This window comes from Pelagimonas phthalicica (assembly GCF_004364805.1).
Lineage (GTDB): Bacteria > Pseudomonadota > Alphaproteobacteria > Rhodobacterales > Rhodobacteraceae > Pelagimonas > Pelagimonas phthalicica.
In genome coordinates this window covers 917,290-934,838 of sequence record NZ_SOAP01000002.1, presented here as the reverse complement: position 1 = coordinate 934,838, position 17,549 = coordinate 917,290, and the positions used below count along the sequence as shown (strand labels likewise).

The following is a 17,549-nucleotide window of genomic DNA, read 5'->3' as shown; positions in this document are numbered from 1 at the left end:
GCCCAAATCGCCTTACTTGATGCGATACCAATCAGCGACGTTCCACAGCTCGCTGTCCCAAACGTTCAGTTTGACTCCACCAAGGCTGTTGGCATGGGCAGACAGGCGACCACGGTGAACCAGCGGGATCATCGCGCCTTCTTCGAAGGCCATTGCGCTCAACTGCTTGGCCAGCTCGGCGCGTTTGCCCATATCCGCTGTTTCAGACAGTTCCGCGTGGATGGCGTCGAATTCTTCCGAGCAGAAGCGCGAAATGTTTTCACCCTGCCACTGGGTGTCTGGACGTGGAGCCTTGTCGCACAGACCGTTGCCCAGGTAGGCTTGGGGGTCGGTGCCGTTGAAGGTGTTGGCGTACATTTCAACATCGGCATAGAACTTCTGGAAGGTGTCCGGGGAACCGGCGTCACCACCAAAGAAGACCGAAGCGTCGATGTTGCGCAGCTCGGTTTCGATGCCGATCTCGCTCCACCATTCTTTGATCAGAGCCTGGAAGTCCTGACGCACGGCGTTGGTCGAGGTCTGGTACAGGATCTTGAGCGGTACACCGTCTTTTTCACGAACGCCGTCACCGTCGCTGTCTACGATGCCAGCATCGTCGAGCATTTTCTTGGCGCCTTCGATGTCCTGCACATCGCAGCCATCAACGGTGATTGCATAGGCTTCGGGGGCAGGGACCCAGGAGCAGGACACACGGCCGGCTTGGCCATAGCCCACTTCAACCAGCAATGGTCGGTCGATGGCCATGGACATGGCTTTGTAGACCGCTGGGTCGCTCAGGAATGGGTGGGGGCGGACAACAGAACGCTCATCCGGGCCAAGCGCCGGATCAGGGTTGGTGTTGTTCAACATGATGCGTTCCAGCAGCGGACCAAAGCCAGCGACCGGCTTGCCTTTGCCGCCTGCTTCCATCTTGGCGATGACGTCAGGTGCCAGCTGCAAGTTCCATGCATAGTCAAATTCGCCGGTTTCCATAACCGCCGTACCGGATGCCGCTGCAGATCCGCCCCCTTTGAAGGTCACCGATGCAAAGGCGGGCTTGTCAGCCACACGGTAGTTTTCGTTGGCTTCCATGGTGATCACGTCATTGGGCTTGAACTCAACAACTTTGAACGGGCCGGTGCCAATTGGGTTAAAGTTCTGCTCGGTGCAGGTTGAGGCCGCAGCACCCATGCAGTTTTCGAACTGTGCCTTTTGCAGGATCGGGCTCTCGCCGCCTACAAACGGGCCATAAGGATTCGGCGTAGGCGCGTCGAATTTCACGATCACGGTCAGATCATCTGGGGTTTCAACCGCGGTGACACCTTCGAATTTGGTCAACTGCGCGCAGCCGCCTTCGGGGTCGGTGCAATAGTCATAGGTGAATTTGACGTCAGCCGAGGTAAAGGCAGAACCGTCGGACCATGTGATGCCCGGGGTGATTTTCCAGGTGATGCTGGTCAGATCTTCGGACACACCGCCATTTGCAGTGGTTGGGACTTCTTCAACCAACCAAGGAACCAGTTCGCCTTTTTCATTATAGCGCGCCAGCGGTTCGATGATCATCGAAGCACTTTCGATGTCCTTGGTGCCGCCGGACAGGAACGGGTTCAGGATCGATGGGGCCTGCCAATAGATGATTTTGACGTCGCCATCGCTGCCGCGTTCCGCAAAAGCAGCAGGGGCCAGCGCCATGGACGCTGCGGCCCCAAGCATCAAAGACTTGAGTTTCATTTTTCTCTCCATGTTGGTTGGTCAGGGCTCAAAACGTCCCTTTCCATTATGATTGAATGGGCTGACCATTGGCACATTTCCAAGGCAACTAAAGTTAATCGCTGACAAATTATGCAAATACCGCGCCCACACTAATTGTATCGAAAACCGGAAAGCGGACAAATTGCAAGGGGGGCGTGTGGGAAACCTTTGCCTCTTTCCGGAAAAGCGAGACAGGGGGTTTACACTTTGTCGACAGAAGAACTAGCCTCCAAAGCCAAATAATATTTGGAGCGCTAACAATGCTTGACGTTGCGTCGCAAGGCCCGATCGCCCGCGTAGAAAAACTGCGGGTGGAGTTTCAAACAAAGGACGGTCCGGTCGTCGGGGTCGAGGATGTGTCCTTTGATGTCGGGGCCGGGGAAACGGTTTGCGTCGTGGGCGAATCGGGGTCGGGAAAATCGGTTTCCTCGCTCTCGCTGATGCGCTTGGTCGAATATGGCGGTGGTGAAATAGCAGGCGGCCGCCTACTTTTTGATCGCCGCGAAGGCGGTGTGACCGACCTGACCGAGGTTGACCAAAACAAAATGCGCGGGATTCGCGGTGATGAGATCGGGATGATCTTTCAGGAACCGATGACAGCGCTGAACCCGGTTTTCACTGTCGGGCGGCAATTGACCGAAGGGTTGCGCGTGCATCGCGGGCTGAACAAAGCCGAGGCGCAAGAGCGTGCGCTGGAACTGTTGCGCCAGGTGCGCATCCCTGAGCCCGAGCGCCGTTTGACCCAATACCCGCATGAATTGTCGGGTGGTATGCGCCAGCGCGTGGTGATCGCCATGGCCTTGGCTTGCAAACCCCGTCTGTTGATTGCGGATGAGCCAACGACCGCTTTGGATGTGACCATTCAGGCCGAGATTCTGGCGCTGATGGACCGGTTGAAGCGCGAGACCGGCACGGCGGTGATGTTCATCACCCATGACATGGCGGTCGTAGCGCAGATGGCGGACCGAGTCGTTGTCATGTTCCGTGGTAACAAGGTCGAAGAGGGTACGGTCGAGGAAATCTTTGAGAACCCGCAGCACCCCTATACTCAAGCTCTTTTGGCGGCGGTGCCCAAACTGGGTGAAATGCGCGGCAAGGATCTGCCCGAACCCATGCGCCTGGTTGGTCAGGAAGATCATGATCCGCAGCCCATTACCGGATCAGAAGAACGGCTGTTGACGGTTGAGAACCTGACAACGCGCTTTCCGGTCAAAGGTGGTTTCTTTCGCCGTACGGTGGCGAATGTTCACGCGGTTGAGGATGTTTCCTTTACTATCAACAAGGGGCAAACCCTGTCACTTGTGGGCGAATCCGGATGCGGTAAATCCACGGCGGGGCGCTCGATCTTGCGTCTGGTTGACCCGCTCTCCGGCAAGATTGATCTCGACGGGAAGGATGTGATGGCCCTGTCTCCGGCTGAGCTGCGGGATGAGCGTCGCGAAATGCAGATGATCTTTCAGGATCCCTTTGCCTCACTGAACCCGCAATTGCAGTTGGCGGATCAGGTGGCGGAGCCCCTGAAGAATTACAATGTCGATAGTGGCAGCGCGATCAATGACCGGGTGGCCAATCTGTTTGACCGGGTGGAATTGCCGCGCAGCTTTATGCGCCGCTATCCGCATGAGCTGTCGGGTGGGCAACGTCAGCGTATCGCCATCGCGCGGGCTTTGGCTTTGAACCCCAAACTGATTGTCGCGGATGAAGCGGTTTCGGCGCTGGATGTGTCGGTGCAGGCGCAGGTGATCAACCTGATGATGGAGCTGCAAGAAGAATTGGGGCTGGGCTATCTGTTCATCAGCCACGATATGGCGGTGGTTGAGCGCGTCAGCCATCAGGTCGGCGTGATGTATCTGGGGCGGATTGTTGAATTGGGCCCGCGCCGCGAGGTGTTTGAGAACCCGCAACATGCCTATACCAAGGCCCTGATGAGCGCGGTGCCCATTGCCGACCCGCGCCAGCGCAAGTCAGAGAAGGATCTGAACTTTAAACCGATCCCATCGCCGATCCATCCGGTTGGCCATGAGCCGGGACCGTCGGAATACAAAGAGGTCAGCCCGGGCCACAAAGTGCTGATTTCCGATAGCGGGTATTAAGCTTTGTAAAAGCTTAGGCGCGTGCCGCGGGCGGGGCGGGGGGCTGTCTGCCCCCCACGTCGCGCAAGCGCGACGCTCCCCCCGAGAATATTTGGACCAAGAAGAAACAGGAGGTCTGCATGCAGGTCTTGTCACCGCGTGAGATTCTGGAGCGGCTGGTCGCCTTTGATACGGTGTCGGCCAAAAGCAATCTGGCGCTTATTGACTGGGTTGAGACCTATCTGACCGGACATGGTATCACCTGCCATCGCCATTGGAACGATGCGCGGGACAAGGCCGCGCTGTTTGCCCATGTCGGGCCAGAGATTGCCGGTGGGGTGATCTTGTCCGGGCACACGGATGTGGTTCCAGTCGACGGGCAGGACTGGGTCACCGATCCGTTTGTGTTGACCGAAAAAGACGGGCGTCTTTATGGGCGCGGCTCCACCGATATGAAAGGCTTTGATGCTTTGGCGATTTGGGCGCTGGTCGAGGCGGCGCGGCACGGGATCACCCGGCCTTTGCAAATCGCGCTGAGCTTTGACGAGGAAATCGGCTGTACCGGCGCGCCGGGGTTGATTGCCGATATGGCGATTTTGCCCAAGGCCAGCGATGTGATCATTGGCGAACCGACCATGATGCGCGCTGTTTTGGGCCATAAGGGATTTGTTGGCTATAACGTTCATGTTCAAGGGTTTGAGGTGCATAGCTCGATCTTGAATGAGGGCGTCAGTGCGATCATGTTTGCAGCCAAGCTGATCGAATGGTGCAATCAGGTGAATGCATCACAAGAGGCCGCTGAGCCGCAAGGGATGGCAGAACTGTTTTACCCGCCCTACACCAATGTCCATGTCGGGGTGATCGAAGGGGGCACCGCCCATAACATCACCGCCAAGGATTGCCATTTTGGCCTGGGCTTTCGGGTTGTGCCGGGGGAAAGCTTGGATCACTGGCGCGCGGCGTTTGAGGCAGAGCGTGCCAAGGTTGAGGCTGAGATGCGCGCCATTCGACCCGAAACGGCCATCGTTGCGACCGAGATCTTTTCGCTGCCACCCTTTGCGCCAGAGCAGGATAACACAGCCGAGGCGATGGTGCGCCAGTTGACCGGGGACAATTCGGATGGGTTTGTGAGCTATGGCACCGAGGCCAGCCATTTCCAGTCAGCCGGGTATAAAACCGTCGTCTGTGGTCCGGGCAATATCGATGTGGCGCATCAGCCCAACGAATTTATCACCGTGGCGCAATTCAACGAAGGGCAGGCGTTTATGGAGCGGCTGTTGCAGCGATTGGCCTGATCCCGGTTGATGACTGTGCAATCTGTGCAAAATCGGGTGTGAATTGTACAAATTGCGCGGGGGCGTTCGTACTCCTGACCACTTGTCTTGGCCGAATTGCGCTGCCAAGGTTGGCGCATCATCCTACATCGTTTCAGGGGCGCGTTTGACCCCTGTTTCCTTTCAACATGGAGCCTTTCATGCCCGTCAAAAACCGCTTTGCCGAGTTGCAGGACGAAATCACCCTGTGGCGACGCGATCTGCACGAACATCCTGAAATCCTGTTTGAGACCCATCGCACCGCACAGGTGGTGGCGGATAAGCTCAAGGAATTTGGCTGTGATGAGATCGTGACCGGCATCGGGCGCACCGGCGTTGTTGGCGTGATCAAGGGGCGCGAGACCGGCTCGGGCAAGGTGATTGGTCTGCGCGCCGATATGGATGCGCTGCCGATTCTCGAGGCGACGGGTCTGGACTATGCTTCGAAAACGCCGGGTGCGATGCATGCCTGTGGTCATGATGGGCATACGGCGATGTTGCTGGGGGCGGCGAAATACCTGTCTGAAACGCGTAACTTTGACGGCACGGTTGTGGTGATTTTCCAACCTGCCGAAGAGGGCGGCGGCGGTGGCCGCGAGATGTGTGAAGACGGCATGATGGAACGTTGGAACATCCAGGAAGTCTATGGCATGCACAACTGGCCTGGCCATGCGGTTGGCGAGTTTGCCATTCGCCCCGGGGCGTTCTTTGCGGCGACGGATCAGTTTGACATCGTCTTTGAAGGACGCGGTGGTCATGCCGCCAAACCACATGAGACAGTGGATAGCACGGTGATGGCGTCGCAAGCGGTGCTGGCGCTGCAAACCATTGCCTCGCGCAATGCGGACCCGGTCGATCAGATCGTGGTCTCGGTGACTTCGTTTGAAACCTCCTCAAATGCGTACAATGTGATTCCGCAAAGCGTGCATCTGAAGGGAACTGTGCGCACCATGTCTGCAGAGATGCGCAGCTTGGCCGAAGAACGCATTCAGGCAATTTGTGATGGGATCGCGGCAACCTTTGGTGGGACCGCTGATGTGACCTATCACAAGGGCTATCCGGTGATGGTGAATAGCGAAGAGCAGACCGAATTTGCCGCAGACGTGGCGAAATCCGTTTCTGGTCATTGCGAAGAGGCCCCGCTGGTCATGGGCGGTGAAGATTTTGCCTTTATGCTCGAAGAGCGGCCAGGGGCCTATATTCTGGTGGGCAATGGCGACACGGCCATGGTGCATCACCCGGAATATAACTTTAACGACGAGGCCATCCCGGCCGGGTGCAGCTGGTGGGCGGAAATCGCCGAGCAGCGAATGCCGATTGGGTAAAACCGAAATCACAAAACGGGCCAGCGCCGGCCTGCCCGGTTGGGGCAGGCAGGCTCTGGCTTGCCTTAGCGCCGGCCTTTGCGTTTGGCTGACCCTCGGACAGTTTTGTTTACCATCTTGGAAAAGGCCTTGTTTCGAGCGCGTTGGCGCGCGATGCTCTCGGAATTGATCTCATCCTCGCGCTTGAGTTTGCGCCAGCGTTCCAGACGATCCGCGTCCAGCTCTCCTGCCTCGATTGCCGCCTGAACGGCGCAGCCAGGCTCGCCCTGATGGGCGCAATCGTTGAACTTGCACTGCGTGGCGAGCTGCTCGATATCCTCGAAAACCGCGCTGATGCCGTCCTCTTGCCCGGCCAGTTGCAATTCGCGCATGCCCGGCGTGTCGATCAACCAGCCGCCATACGGCGTGGGCACCAGCGAGCGGTGAGTCGTGGTGTGACGACCGCGGGCATCATCCTCGCGAATGGCCTGCGTTTCAGCTTCCCCGCCGGTCAGCGAGTTGCGCAAGGTGGTTTTGCCCACGCCAGAGGAACCGATCAGCGCAAGTGTTTGCCCTGATTTGCACCAGGGAATGAGCTGCGCCACATCCTCTGGGTTCTTGGCGTTCAAGGCGATGGCTGTCACCAAGGGCGAGATCCGTTCTGCCTGACGTTGATAATCGCGCGGATCTTCGCAGCGGTCGGCTTTGGTCAACAAAACCAAAGGCATGGCTCCGGCGCTGCTGACCATGGCCAAGTAGCGTTCAAGCCTCGGGATGTTGAAATCCGCATTGCAGCTGGTGACGATGGCGATTGTGTCGATATTGGCGGCGATGCGCTGTTGATAAGATACATGGCCCGCCGCCTTGCGGGTGAGATTCGAAATCGGGTCGAGCCGATGCACGGCTTTGACACCGTCGCTGAGCACCCAATCGCCCACGGCATATTCACCGGCGCTTTCCACCGGAATAACCGTGCTGGGGCCGGTCTCGGTCAGCACCAGCAAAAGATCGCGCTGCACCTCATGGATGCGCGCAGGGGTGAGATCCACCATGGTTTCATCGATTTGGCGGGCAAAATGATCCGACCATCCGAGGTCGGCAAGTGTATGATTAGTCAATGGTTTAACCCTGATAAGGCATGCGTGAACCCCCGGCCGGATGGGCAGGTGGCAAGGCTTGCTCGGGTTGCACGATCAGTGATGTGCAGCCCGGAGGGTGGATACAATCTCCATAATTCCTCCGATCATCGGGTTTCGTTGGGTTGTGGGTAGCGCGCTGCGCTGGCGGCGGCAAGGGGTTCTGGCCTTTCGCGGCGCGCATTGTTATGGCGGGGCAACACTTCAGTGCGAGGGCAGGGATGACACAACCCGTCAATATCATGTGCATCAAATGGGGCACGCTGTTTGGTCCGGAATATGTCAATCGGCTCTATTCCGGGGTGCGGCGCAACATGTCGCGCCCGGTTCGGTTCATTTGCATGACCGAGGTGAGCGAAGGCTTGCACCCGGATATCGAGGTGATCGATCTGCCGGTTGAACCGTTTCTTGAGCCGATGAACGCAGCTTTGGCGGTGGCCAATCGCCAGGGGGCGATGCGCAAAGTGTCCCTGTTCAAACCCGGTTTGGTACCGGATCTGAAAGGGCCGGTACTGGGCTTTGATCTGGATGTGGTGATCACCGGATCGCTGGACGACATCCACGATCTCGCCCCGGGGACAATCGCGATGCGCCATGACTGGACCGAGGCCCGAAAAGGGCGGCCAACCGGGCATGGATCGGTGTTTCGTTTTGATCCCGAGGCGCATGCGTTTTTGTATAACGATCTGGCAGCCAACCCTTATGCCGAGGTGGAAAAGGCGCGTGGCAGTGAGCAGCGCTATACCTCGCATAAGGCGATGGATAATGGTGTTTTCACATATATCCCAGGGGATTGGGTGGTATCGTTCAAGTATGACTGTAACCCGTTTCCAATGAACTATCTGCGCGGGCCGGAGCTGCCAGAGGCGGCGAAAGTGGTGTGCTTCCACGGTCGTCCCAAGATGCCGCAGGCGGTTGAAGGTTATACGGACTCGTTCATTCGCCGATCCAAACCTTGTGCTTGGCTCAAGGATCACTGGATTGATCGGGCTCGCGCGGATTTGGGCGAAGACTGGGCCTGAGGCGCGCCCAAATTCCGTTGACGGAATTTGCAAATTCCATTGATGGAATTTGGGGGTGGTTGCTGTGAGCAGAGCGCTGGAAACACCTGTTGAGGGGCGCTGCCCCGTCCCGAGCGAGCTCGGGACTCCCCGGGATATTTGGGGCCAAGAAGAAACACAAAGGGTCACTTTTCCCAAGAGGGCGCGCTTTGAAAAGGCAAAGCTTTGCCGTGATATTCTGCGAACCCTTGCCCCTTGGCGGGCAGACAGGGTAAGAGCGGGTCAAGAGAGATTGAGGAAAGGGCAAACCCATGGCGCGTCGTGTCGTTGTTACCGGTCTAGGACTGGTTACCCCATTGGCTTGCGGAGTCGAGGAGACCTGGTCTCGTTTGTTGGACGGGCAATCGGGCGCTGGTACGATCAGCAAATTTGATGCCAACCATCTGGCAACAAATTACGCCTGCGAAGTGCCTTATGGCGATGGCAGCGATGGGACGTTTAACCCCAACGATTGGCTCGACAAGAAAGAGCAGCGTAAGATCGACGAATTCATCCTGTTCGGTATGGCGGCTGCGATTCAGGCGGTGAAGGATTCCGGTTGGGAACCGGAAGACAAAGAGGCGCGCGAGCGCACTGGCGTGATGATCGGCTCAGGCATTGGCGGGTTGAATTCGATTGCCGAGACTGCCGTGATGATCAAAGAGCGTGGACCACGTCGCGTGTCCCCCTTCTTTATTCCCGGCGCGCTGATCAACCTGATTTCGGGCAATGTCTCGATCAAGTTCGGTTTCAAAGGGCCGAACCATGCAGTTGTGACCGCCTGTTCAACCGGCGCGCATGCGATTGGCGATGCGGCTCGTTTGATCAAATATGGTGATGCGGATGTCATGGTTGCCGGTGGGGCCGAGGCCGCGATTTGCGAGATCGGCATTGCGGGCTTTAACGCCTGTAAAGCGCTGAGCACCAAGCGCGCGGATGATCCCAAATCCGCAAGCCGCCCCTATGATGCAGACCGTGATGGGTTTGTTATGGGTGAGGGCGCGGGCGTTGTCGTTCTGGAAGAATATGAGCATGCCAAGGCGCGCGGGGCCAAGATTTACGCTGAGGTTTGCGGCTATGGCTTGTCCGGTGATGCCTATCACATCACAGCGCCATCTGAGGATGGCGAGGGTGGTGAACGCTCCATGCGCGCGGCGCTGAAGGATGCGGGGATCGAGGCGGGCGCGATTGATTACATCAACGCGCATGGCACCTCGACCATGGCGGACACTATTGAGCTGGGCGCGGTTGAGCGTTTGCTGGGGGATGCTGCGGCGACAGCCACCATGTCCTCGACCAAATCGGCCACGGGGCACCTCTTGGGCGCTGCGGGCGCGATTGAGGCGATCTTCTCGATCCTGGCGATCCGGGATCAGGTTGCGCCTCCGACGCTGAACCTGGACAATCCGGCGGTGGACACCCCGCTGAACCTGGCCGCGAAAGCCAAGCATGAGCGCGAGATCACCTATGCGCTGTCCAACAGCTTTGGCTTTGGCGGCACCAATGCCAGCGTGATTTTCGGTAAGGTGGAGTAAGCTCAGATGTGGCGGAGCCTCGCGTCCAACGCGTTGACCTTTCTGGTCGTCGCGGTCTTTGTTTTGGCCGGGGTGATGCTCTGGGCGCAGAATGAATATGTGGACAAGGGGCCTTTGACGCAGGCCATCTGCGTTGAGGTTCCGCGCGGCACCACCATGTTCAAGGTCTCCAAGACATTGGAAGCCCAAGGCGCGGTTTCAAATGGCTCGATCTTTCGGCTCGGCGCTGATTACACCAATAAATCCCAAGCGTTGAAGGCAGGCAGCTATCTCGTTGCGCCTGGGGCGTCCATGTCTGAAATCACCGATGTGATCACGCGGGGTGGCGCATCGACCTGTGGGACCGAAGTGGTATTTCGGATCGGTGTAACGCGCGCCAGCGTGCAAGTGCGCGAGATCAATCCGGCGAGCGGCCGCTATGAGGAAAAGGCCAGTTTTAACCCGGCCGAAGGCGAGGCACCGGAGGTTTATAAAGCGGTTCTGAACCGCTCGGACACCCGCTATCGCATTGCTTTGGCCGAGGGGGTCACAAGCTGGCAGATTACTAACGCGCTGAAATCCATTGATATCCTTGAAGGCGAGGCCGAACAGCCCGCCGAGGGGGCCTTGGCCCCGGACAGCTATGAATTTGTCCCCGGTGACAGCCGCGAAAGTGTTCTGACACGCATGAAAGAGGCGCAGGAACTGATCCTGGCCCGTGCCTGGGAAAACCGAGCCGACGGCTTGCCCTATGCCACGCCAGAAGAGGCGCTGATCATGGCCTCGATCGTGGAAAAGGAAACCGGAGGCGATGGTGAACGCGGTTTGGTTGCCAGTGTGTTTGTCAATCGTCTGGACAAGGGCATGCGTCTGCAAACCGACCCGACTGTGATCTATGGTATCACCAAAGGCGAGGGGACCCTTGGGCGCGGCTTGCGCCAATCGGAACTGCGCAAAGCGACGCCTTTTAACACCTATGTCATTCCAGCCTTGCCACCGACCCCGATTGCCAATCCGGGCCGGGCCAGCATTGAGGCGGCTTTGAACCCGGAAAGCACGGATTTCATCTTCTTCGTGGCCAAGACTTTGGACCCGCGTGACGGTCACAATTTTGCGGTGACGTTGGATGAACACAATCGCAACGTGGCGGCCTACCGCGCGTTGGAACGGGCAAACCAGTAAGGCAAGCGCTGACAAATTCCGTCAACGGAATTTGCAAATTCCATGGATGGAATTTGGGGGCGGTTCCCTTTTCGGGCTGTGTGTCGCGAGATGGTGATCCAGGCTATTGGATGTTGCGAAGAGTTGCTTGCAACGCGCCGTAATGCCCAAGGTCGGGAAGGGCGTGAAGGGTTGCGTTTTGCAACCTCGCGGCCAGAGCCTCGGACATTTCTATTGGGGCCCAAGTATCAGCCTTGCCGTGATTCAATGCCACTGGACAGGTGACATGACCCAAGTGCTGCGCCCAAGGCTGCACATAGGCTGAGATTTCTCTGAGGTAAGTGGCCTTATGCGTGGTCAGACCCTCTTGCACCGCGGTTTGAACTGGTTTTGAGGTGATCAGTTGCGCTTCGTCCTCGGAGACACCTTTGGCCAGCATTCGAGTCATGCGGGCGGGTGAAAACCGAACCAGGGTGGATTGCACGGCGGTCAGCACCGACAGTTGTGCATGAGATCGCGCCGCGCGAAAAACCGGAGCCCCGGCCATTTTCGGAAGGAATTCGCCCAGTTCCAAAGGGGCAGCGGGTGAGATTAAGGTCAGCTTACCGATCTTGTTCGGAGCCAAAGCGGCCAACCGTAAAGCGCAGGCTGCCCCAAGGGAAAAGCCGATCAGATGCAAAGGGCCAGCTGGTAAAGCATTTGCCAGTTGCGCAAAGCTGGGGGCTGCGCGGTCCAAAACGGGCAAATTGGGGAGGCCAAGAGCCAGTTCTGCCGCCGAGCCAGGAAGCCCATGCAGGTAAAGCGGTGTCATGCGCCGGAAATCTCTTTCTGCAGCTTCTTGGTCAGGCCCGAAAAGACCAGTTGGTACGAGGTTTCAATCCGGTCGCGCAGCTCGGCCTCGTCCAAAGCGCCCCAATCGATGCGCACCCAGCTGCGATGGAAATAGGGGGCTTTGGTCGCGCGGCCCATTTCGATCAAAAGCTGGGCATCCTCAATCGACGGGGTCTTGACCGATACGCCATCATTGCTGACCCCGATACAGGCGAACATCTTGCCGCCAACCTTCCAGGCATCGTGGCCGCCACCCCAAGGGTCGGACCATTCCGCGCCCGGCAGCGCCTTGCAAATGTCGTTTACCAAATCACGTGTCATGTCGGCAGAGTGTCATGTCTATTCGGTATCGTCCACTGCTTCGTCTATCACATAACGGGGCCCAGTGCCGCGTTTGGCCAGACGGTCCTCATTATTGTAGAGTTCGCAGTTTTCCAGAGACAAGCAGCCGCAGCCGATGCAGCCATCCAACCGGTCACGCAGCCGGTTCATCATTGCGATGCGTTCGTCCAAAACCTTGCCGAACCTGCGCGACATACGGCTCCAATCGGATTTGGTCGGGCCTTTATTTGCGGGCAGGGGGGCCAGTTGCTCGCGGATCTCGGTCAGGGTGAAACCCAACTGCTGGGCAATCAGGATAAAGGACAGGCGGCGAATGTCCGACCGCAAAAACCGCCTTTGCCCCGAGGCATTTCGATAAGGGTGTACCAACCCTTCGGATTCGTAGTGGCGAATGGCTGATGCAGCAAGGCCAGTCCGGTCGGCCACTTGCCCAATTGTCAAATCTCTTGCGCGCATCTTATTGACCTAAAACATTTCTTACTTCTTGACCTCAAGTTTACTTGAAGAATTACCTTGAGGCCAGTTTGAAAAGGAGGCAGCAATGCAAGCCAAACTGGAACATGTGAATTTCACCGTGCCTGACCCAAAGGCCACCGCGCAATTTCTTGAAACCTTGCTGGGATGGAAGACGCGCTGGGAAGGCGCGGCCAAGGATGACGGTTACACAGTGCATGTCGGCGGCGATGAGACATATCTGGCGCTATATGCCCCCAAGGGCGATCTCGCTGGACGGGCACAACGCTATGCGCTGGAAGGGGCGATGAACCATATCGGGATTGTGGTCAAAGACCTTGATGCGGTTGAAGAGAAAGTCGCCGCCTTGGGCTATGTCCCGCATAACCACGGCGATTATGAACCCGGTCGGCGGTTCTATTTCGATGGTCCCGACGGGATCGAATATGAAATGGTCAGTTACGCCTAATCCCGGCTTGCGTTTGACGCCTTGCCATGTCACTCAATGAAAATAGTTAGCGCTAACAATTTGGGTGGCATCGCATTGAAATTTGACCTGGATAAGCGTTTTCTGCAGGCTGTGGGCCTGCGTCTGTTGGCGGCTTTGTTGATGGTGGTGATGTCCGCTGCTGTCCATGGGGCTGCCAAAACCGTTCCGGTCGGACAGATCATGTTCTGGCGCTCGGCCCTGGCTTTGCTGCCGATTTGTTTCTATCTGATCTGGCTCGGCCAGTTTCCAAGGGGCTTATGCACCAAGCGGCCAATGCTGCATGTGACCCGCAGCGGTTTTGGCGTGTTTTCGATGGTCATGAGCTTTCTGTCTTTGGCCTATCTACCGGTGGCCAATGCGCAGGGGCTTGCCTATCTCGCCCCGGTTTTGACCCTGCCTTTGGCGGCCTTTCTCTTGGGCGAGCGCCTGACCGGGCCGGTCATTGCCGCCGTGGGGCTGGGCTTTGCTGGGGTGATTGCCCTGCTTTGGGAGGCGCTGGATCTTGGCGGGCAGGGCAGCTTGATCGGGATCATGGCCGGGCTGACCTATGCGGGGACAATGGCCTTTGTCCGGGTGCATACGAAACGCATGACCGAAAGCGAAAACAGCTCTTCCATTGCCTTTTACTTTGCCCTGCTATCGGCGGCTGCCGGGTTGCTGACATGGCCGTTTGGCTGGGTATCTCTCAGCGCTGAGGCATTGGGGTGGCTGTGCCTTGCTGGGCTGGCGGGCGGAGCAGGGCATATCACCGCCAATGAGGCCATTGCCCGCGCCCCGGTCAGCGCATTGGCTCCGTTTGACTTTACCGGGCTGGTCTGGGCCTTGGGCTTTGACATTCTGATTTTTTCCCAATGGCCCGGCCCACTTGGCCTGCTTGGGGTTTGTGCCATCACCGGTGCCGCGCTTTTGGTGACGTTTCAAAAGACCAGCCTTGACCCGCGCCCCAAGCCCTGACAAAAAGCCGTTATGAACAAGACCCGCACCATCATCTGTTGCATTATCACCTGACATAGTCGGGTTGCCGGTTATGGGCCCGATATTGGCGGGCCTGTTCTTGTTTCAAAGCTTCTCTTTCTGAACCAGACTTGCTAAGCCCGCCGCGACCCTGCGAAGGACATGAGCCATGGACATTTTCCTCACCAATAGCAAAACGCGCAAAAAAGAGCGGTTTGAGCCGATCGATCCCAAGAATGTACGGCTCTATGTCTGTGGGCCGACGGTTTATGACCGCGCTCATCTGGGCAATGCGCGCCCGGTTTTGGTGTTTGATGTGCTGCAACGCCTGCTGCGCCATGTCTATGGCAAGGATCACGTCACCTATGCGCGCAACTTCACCGATGTGGATGACAAGATCAACGCAACTGCTTTGGCGCGCAAAGAGGCCGGGGCCAAAGGCACGCTCGAAGAACTGGTGACAGAGCGTTCGAACGAGACCATCGCGTGGTATCATCAGGATATGGACGCGCTGGGGGCCGAGCGTCCCGATCATGAACCGCGTGCGACCGAATATATCGGGCAGATGCAGGCAATGATCTCGGACCTGATCGCCAAGGATCACGCCTATGCCGCCGAAGGGCACGTGCTGTTCCGGGTGCGCAGCTATGCCGATTACGGCAAGCTGTCGGGCCGTTCCGTTGATGACATGATCGCGGGCGCACGGGTCGAAGTGGCTCCGTTCAAAGAAGACCCGATGGATTTCGTGCTGTGGAAACCCTCAAGCGATGAACTGCCCGGTTGGGACAGCCCTTGGGGACGTGGCCGTCCGGGCTGGCATATCGAATGCTCAGCCATGAGCCATGAGCTGCTGGGCGCGAGTTTCGACATTCATGGCGGCGGCAACGACCTGAGCTTCCCCCATCATGAAAACGAGATTGCACAAAGCTGCTGCGCCCATCCAGAGGCGGAGTTTGCCCGCTATTGGCTGCATAATGAGATGCTGCAGGTTGAGGGCAAGAAGATGTCCAAATCCCTGGGCAACTTCTTTACCGTGCGCGATCTTCTGGATCAGGGCATTCCGGGCGAGGTGATCCGCTTTGTGATGCTGTCGACCCATTATCGCAAGCCGATGGATTGGACCGAGAAGAAACGCCAAGACGCCGAGGCGACCCTGCGCAAATGGCGCGATCTGCTGCAAGGGGCCGAGCCGACGGGGGTCGATCAACGCGTCGTCGATGCGGTCAGCGATGACATCAACGTCGCCGGCGGTATTGCGGTGTTGCACACCATGGCACGAGAGATCGCGGATAACCCGCAGAAGGACTGCTTTTACGAAAAGGGGGCCATGCTGGCCTCGGCGCAGTTCCTTGGCTTGCTGACGGAAGAGTTGGGCGGTTGGGATAAGGTGTCGGTTGACCTGTCCGATCTGGCAGAAAAACTGGCGGCTGTCCGCGCGACGGCAATGGAGACCAAGGATTTTTCCGCTGTCGACCAAATGAAATCGGCCTTGATCGAGGCCGGGGTTGAGGTGCGCATGTCCAAAGCCGGAGTCGAACTTGTGCCGGGGGCGGGCTTTGATGCCGCCAAGCTGGAGAATATCACATGACGCGTGAAAAGCTCTACCTTTACGACACCACTCTGCGCGACGGGCAGCAAACCCAAGGGGTGCAGTTTTCCACCGATGAGAAACTGCGCATCACCGCGGCGCTGGATGAATTGGGTGTGGATTATATCGAGGGCGGCTGGCCCGGGGCCAACCCGACTGACAGCGCGTTTTTCGACACCGCCCCCAAGACCCGGGCGCAGATGACCGCCTTTGGCATGACCAAACGCGCCGGACGCTCAGCCGAAAATGACGATGTGCTGGCGGCTGTTTTGAACGCCGGAACCGGTGCGGTCTGTCTGGTTGGCAAAAGCCATGATTTCCACGTCACCAAGGCGCTTGGCATCACGCTCGAGGAAAATCTCGAGAATATTCGGGCCTCAATCGCCCATATTCGTGCACAGAAGCGCGAAGCGCTGTTTGACGCCGAGCATTTTTTTGACGGCTATAAGGCCAATCCGGATTACGCCTTGGCGGCGCTAAAGGCCGCCTACGAGGCCGATGCCCGCTGGATCGTGCTCTGTGACACCAATGGCGGGACATTGCCGCAAGAAGTCGGGCAGATTGTGCATGATGTCATCGCCTCTGGCATCCCCGGCGACCGGTTGGGCATTCACACCCATAATGACACCGAAAACGCCGTGGCCTGTAGCCTGGCGGCGGTCGATGCGGGCGCGCGCCAGATTCAGGGCACACTGAACGGGCTAGGGGAACGGTGCGGCAATGCCAATTTAACAACGCTTATCCCGACGCTCCTGCTTAAGGAACCCTATGCCTCGACCTTTGAGGTTGGCGTCAATCAGGACGGCCTGGAAAGCTTGACCCGCATCAGCCGTATGCTGGACGAGATCCTGAACCGGGTGCCGATGAAACAAGCCCCCTATGTCGGGGCGTCGGCCTTTGCCCATAAGGCCGGGCTGCATGCCAGTGCGATCCTCAAAGATCCCTCGACCTATGAGCATATCGACCCCTCACTGGTCGGCAATCGCCGCATTGTGCCTATGTCTAATCAGGCCGGGCAGTCCAATCTGCGCAAACGCCTGGCCGAGGCCGGTTTGGAGGTTCCCAAAGATCACCCGGCGCTGGGCTTGATCCTGGATCAAGTCAAGGAACGCGAGGCGCTGGGCTATTCCTATGACACCGCACAGGCCTCGTTCGAGCTGTTGGCGCGCGAGGCTTTGGGACAGCTGCCTGAGTTCTTTGAGGTCAAACGCTACCGCGTGACCATTGAGCGGCGCAAGAACAAGTATAACCAGATGGTCTCGCTCTCTGAGGCGGTGGTTGTGGTCAAGGTTGATGGTGTCAAAAAGCTCTCGGTTTCCGAAAGCATGGATGAGAATGGCAGCGACCGGGGGCCGGTGAATGCCTTGGCCCGTGCCTTGGCCAAAGATCTGGGGCGCTATCAATCGGTGATCGACGATATGCGTCTGGTCGATTTCAAGGTGCGCATAACCCAAGGCGGCACTGAGGCCGTCACCCGCGTGATCATCGACAGCGAAGACGGGCAGGGGCGGCGCTGGGCCACCGTCGGCGTCAGTGCCAACATAGTTGATGCCTCGTTCGAGGCACTGTTGGACGCCGTGCGTTGGAAACTGGTGCGCGACGGCGCGGCCTAAGGGGGCA

Annotated in this window: 15 protein-coding genes; 10 read left to right on the top strand and 5 right to left on the bottom strand. The window is 58.0% G+C overall.

The window, feature by feature from the left end; genetic code table 11:
- Window positions 1–12 precede the first annotated feature (12 nt).
- Window positions 13–1,710: a peptide ABC transporter substrate-binding protein gene (locus CLV87_RS14655; protein ID WP_099246531.1), complete on the bottom strand. Its 1,698-nt coding sequence runs from the start codon at window positions 1,708–1,710 to the stop codon at window positions 13–15.
- Between the two features lie 281 nt (window positions 1,711–1,991).
- On the opposite strand from CLV87_RS14655, the gene CLV87_RS14650 reads away from it, so the two are divergent.
- From CLV87_RS14650 to CLV87_RS14640, 3 genes are all read left to right on the top strand, one after another.
- Window positions 1,992–3,824: an ABC transporter ATP-binding protein gene (locus CLV87_RS14650; RefSeq protein WP_099246529.1), complete on the top strand. Its 1,833-nt coding sequence runs from the start codon at window positions 1,992–1,994 to the stop codon at window positions 3,822–3,824.
- 119 nt (window positions 3,825–3,943) lie between these two features.
- The gene (gene argE, locus CLV87_RS14645; RefSeq protein ID WP_099246527.1) at window positions 3,944–5,098 is read left to right on the top strand and encodes an acetylornithine deacetylase; all 1,155 of its coding nucleotides are present in this window, start codon (window positions 3,944–3,946) and stop codon (window positions 5,096–5,098) included.
- A 179-nt stretch (window positions 5,099–5,277) separates the two neighbouring features.
- Window positions 5,278–6,441 carry a M20 aminoacylase family protein gene (locus CLV87_RS14640; RefSeq protein ID WP_099247798.1) on the top strand — a complete coding sequence of 388 codons (1,164 nt, stop codon included), beginning with the start codon at window positions 5,278–5,280 and terminating at the stop codon, window positions 6,439–6,441.
- 65 nt (window positions 6,442–6,506) lie between these two features.
- Here CLV87_RS14640 and rsgA read toward each other — a convergent pair whose 3' ends face one another.
- Window positions 6,507–7,538 carry a ribosome small subunit-dependent GTPase A gene (rsgA, locus tag CLV87_RS14635; protein ID WP_235871939.1) on the bottom strand — a complete coding sequence of 344 codons (1,032 nt, stop codon included), beginning with the start codon at window positions 7,536–7,538 and terminating at the stop codon, window positions 6,507–6,509.
- Between the two features lie 239 nt (window positions 7,539–7,777).
- Here rsgA and CLV87_RS14630 point away from each other — a divergent pair, with 239 nt between their 5' ends.
- The 3 genes from CLV87_RS14630 to mltG all read left to right on the top strand — a co-directional run bounded on the left by CLV87_RS14630 (window position 7,778) and on the right by mltG (window position 11,292).
- A complete protein-coding gene (locus CLV87_RS14630; protein ID WP_099246523.1) occupies window positions 7,778–8,578 on the top strand; it encodes a glycosyl transferase in 801 nt (266 codons plus the stop codon).
- Between the two features lie 290 nt (window positions 8,579–8,868).
- Window positions 8,869–10,131 (top strand): beta-ketoacyl-ACP synthase II, encoded by a 1,263-nt coding sequence (fabF, locus tag CLV87_RS14625; protein WP_099246521.1) that lies wholly within the window; start codon window positions 8,869–8,871, stop codon window positions 10,129–10,131.
- 6 nt (window positions 10,132–10,137) lie between these two features.
- The gene (gene mltG, locus CLV87_RS14620) at window positions 10,138–11,292 is read left to right on the top strand and encodes an endolytic transglycosylase MltG (RefSeq protein ID WP_099246519.1); all 1,155 of its coding nucleotides are present in this window, start codon (window positions 10,138–10,140) and stop codon (window positions 11,290–11,292) included.
- A gap of 103 nt (window positions 11,293–11,395) precedes the next feature.
- Here the strand turns inward: mltG and CLV87_RS14615 are convergent, their stop codons facing one another.
- From CLV87_RS14615 to soxR, 3 genes are read right to left on the bottom strand one after another with little or no spacing between them, the layout of a single operon-like run.
- The gene (locus tag CLV87_RS14615) at window positions 11,396–12,082 is read right to left on the bottom strand and encodes an alpha/beta hydrolase (RefSeq protein WP_099246517.1); all 687 of its coding nucleotides are present in this window, start codon (window positions 12,080–12,082) and stop codon (window positions 11,396–11,398) included.
- Entirely contained in the window at window positions 12,079–12,423 is a 345-nt protein-coding gene (locus CLV87_RS14610) for an MmcQ/YjbR family DNA-binding protein (RefSeq protein ID WP_099246515.1), read from the bottom strand. Before CLV87_RS14610 ends, CLV87_RS14615 begins: the two co-directional genes overlap by 4 nt.
- An 18-nt stretch (window positions 12,424–12,441) precedes the next feature.
- Window positions 12,442–12,900 (bottom strand): redox-sensitive transcriptional activator SoxR, encoded by a 459-nt coding sequence (soxR, locus tag CLV87_RS14605; protein WP_099246513.1) that lies wholly within the window; start codon window positions 12,898–12,900, stop codon window positions 12,442–12,444.
- A gap of 85 nt (window positions 12,901–12,985) precedes the next feature.
- Between soxR and CLV87_RS14600 the strand changes: the two genes are divergently transcribed.
- The 4 genes from CLV87_RS14600 to cimA all read left to right on the top strand — a co-directional run bounded on the left by CLV87_RS14600 (window position 12,986) and on the right by cimA (window position 17,542).
- Window positions 12,986–13,366 carry a VOC family protein gene (locus tag CLV87_RS14600; protein ID WP_099246511.1) on the top strand — a complete coding sequence of 127 codons (381 nt, stop codon included), beginning with the start codon at window positions 12,986–12,988 and terminating at the stop codon, window positions 13,364–13,366.
- 75 nt (window positions 13,367–13,441) lie between these two features.
- A complete protein-coding gene (locus tag CLV87_RS14595; protein WP_235871938.1) occupies window positions 13,442–14,341 on the top strand; it encodes a DMT family transporter in 900 nt (299 codons plus the stop codon).
- Window positions 14,342–14,510: 169 nt separating this feature from the next.
- Complete coding sequence (gene cysS / locus CLV87_RS14590) at window positions 14,511–15,929, top strand: cysteine--tRNA ligase (RefSeq protein ID WP_099246507.1); 1,419 nt, start codon at window positions 14,511–14,513, stop codon at window positions 15,927–15,929.
- On the top strand, window positions 15,926–17,542 hold the full coding sequence (cimA, locus tag CLV87_RS14585) for a citramalate synthase (RefSeq protein ID WP_099246505.1): 1,617 nt from the start codon (window positions 15,926–15,928) through the stop codon (window positions 17,540–17,542). Before cysS ends, cimA begins: the two co-directional genes overlap by 4 nt.
- The last annotated feature ends 7 nt before the right edge of the window (window positions 17,543–17,549 follow it).

What these genes read in the sequence shown, in the direction of transcription:
- soxR (WP_099246513.1), bottom strand. Translation starts at nt 12,900, where the DNA reads ATGCGCGCAAGAGATTTGACAATTGGGCAAGTGGCCGACCGGACTGGC.
- CLV87_RS14610 (WP_099246515.1), bottom strand. Translation starts at nt 12,423, where the DNA reads ATGACACGTGATTTGGTAAACGACATTTGCAAGGCGCTGCCGGGCGCG.
- CLV87_RS14650 (WP_099246529.1), top strand. Translation starts at nt 1,992, where the DNA reads ATGCTTGACGTTGCGTCGCAAGGCCCGATCGCCCGCGTAGAAAAACTG.
- CLV87_RS14630 (WP_099246523.1), top strand. Translation starts at nt 7,778, where the DNA reads ATGACACAACCCGTCAATATCATGTGCATCAAATGGGGCACGCTGTTT.
- cimA (WP_099246505.1), top strand. Translation starts at nt 15,926, where the DNA reads ATGACGCGTGAAAAGCTCTACCTTTACGACACCACTCTGCGCGACGGG.
- CLV87_RS14640 (WP_099247798.1), top strand. Translation starts at nt 5,278, where the DNA reads ATGCCCGTCAAAAACCGCTTTGCCGAGTTGCAGGACGAAATCACCCTG.
- mltG (WP_099246519.1), top strand. Translation starts at nt 10,138, where the DNA reads ATGTGGCGGAGCCTCGCGTCCAACGCGTTGACCTTTCTGGTCGTCGCG.
- CLV87_RS14655 (WP_099246531.1), bottom strand. Translation starts at nt 1,710, where the DNA reads ATGAAACTCAAGTCTTTGATGCTTGGGGCCGCAGCGTCCATGGCGCTG.
- fabF (WP_099246521.1), top strand. Translation starts at nt 8,869, where the DNA reads ATGGCGCGTCGTGTCGTTGTTACCGGTCTAGGACTGGTTACCCCATTG.
- argE (WP_099246527.1), top strand. Translation starts at nt 3,944, where the DNA reads ATGCAGGTCTTGTCACCGCGTGAGATTCTGGAGCGGCTGGTCGCCTTT.
- CLV87_RS14615 (WP_099246517.1), bottom strand. Translation starts at nt 12,082, where the DNA reads ATGACACCGCTTTACCTGCATGGGCTTCCTGGCTCGGCGGCAGAACTG.
- CLV87_RS14600 (WP_099246511.1), top strand. Translation starts at nt 12,986, where the DNA reads ATGCAAGCCAAACTGGAACATGTGAATTTCACCGTGCCTGACCCAAAG.
- cysS (WP_099246507.1), top strand. Translation starts at nt 14,511, where the DNA reads ATGGACATTTTCCTCACCAATAGCAAAACGCGCAAAAAAGAGCGGTTT.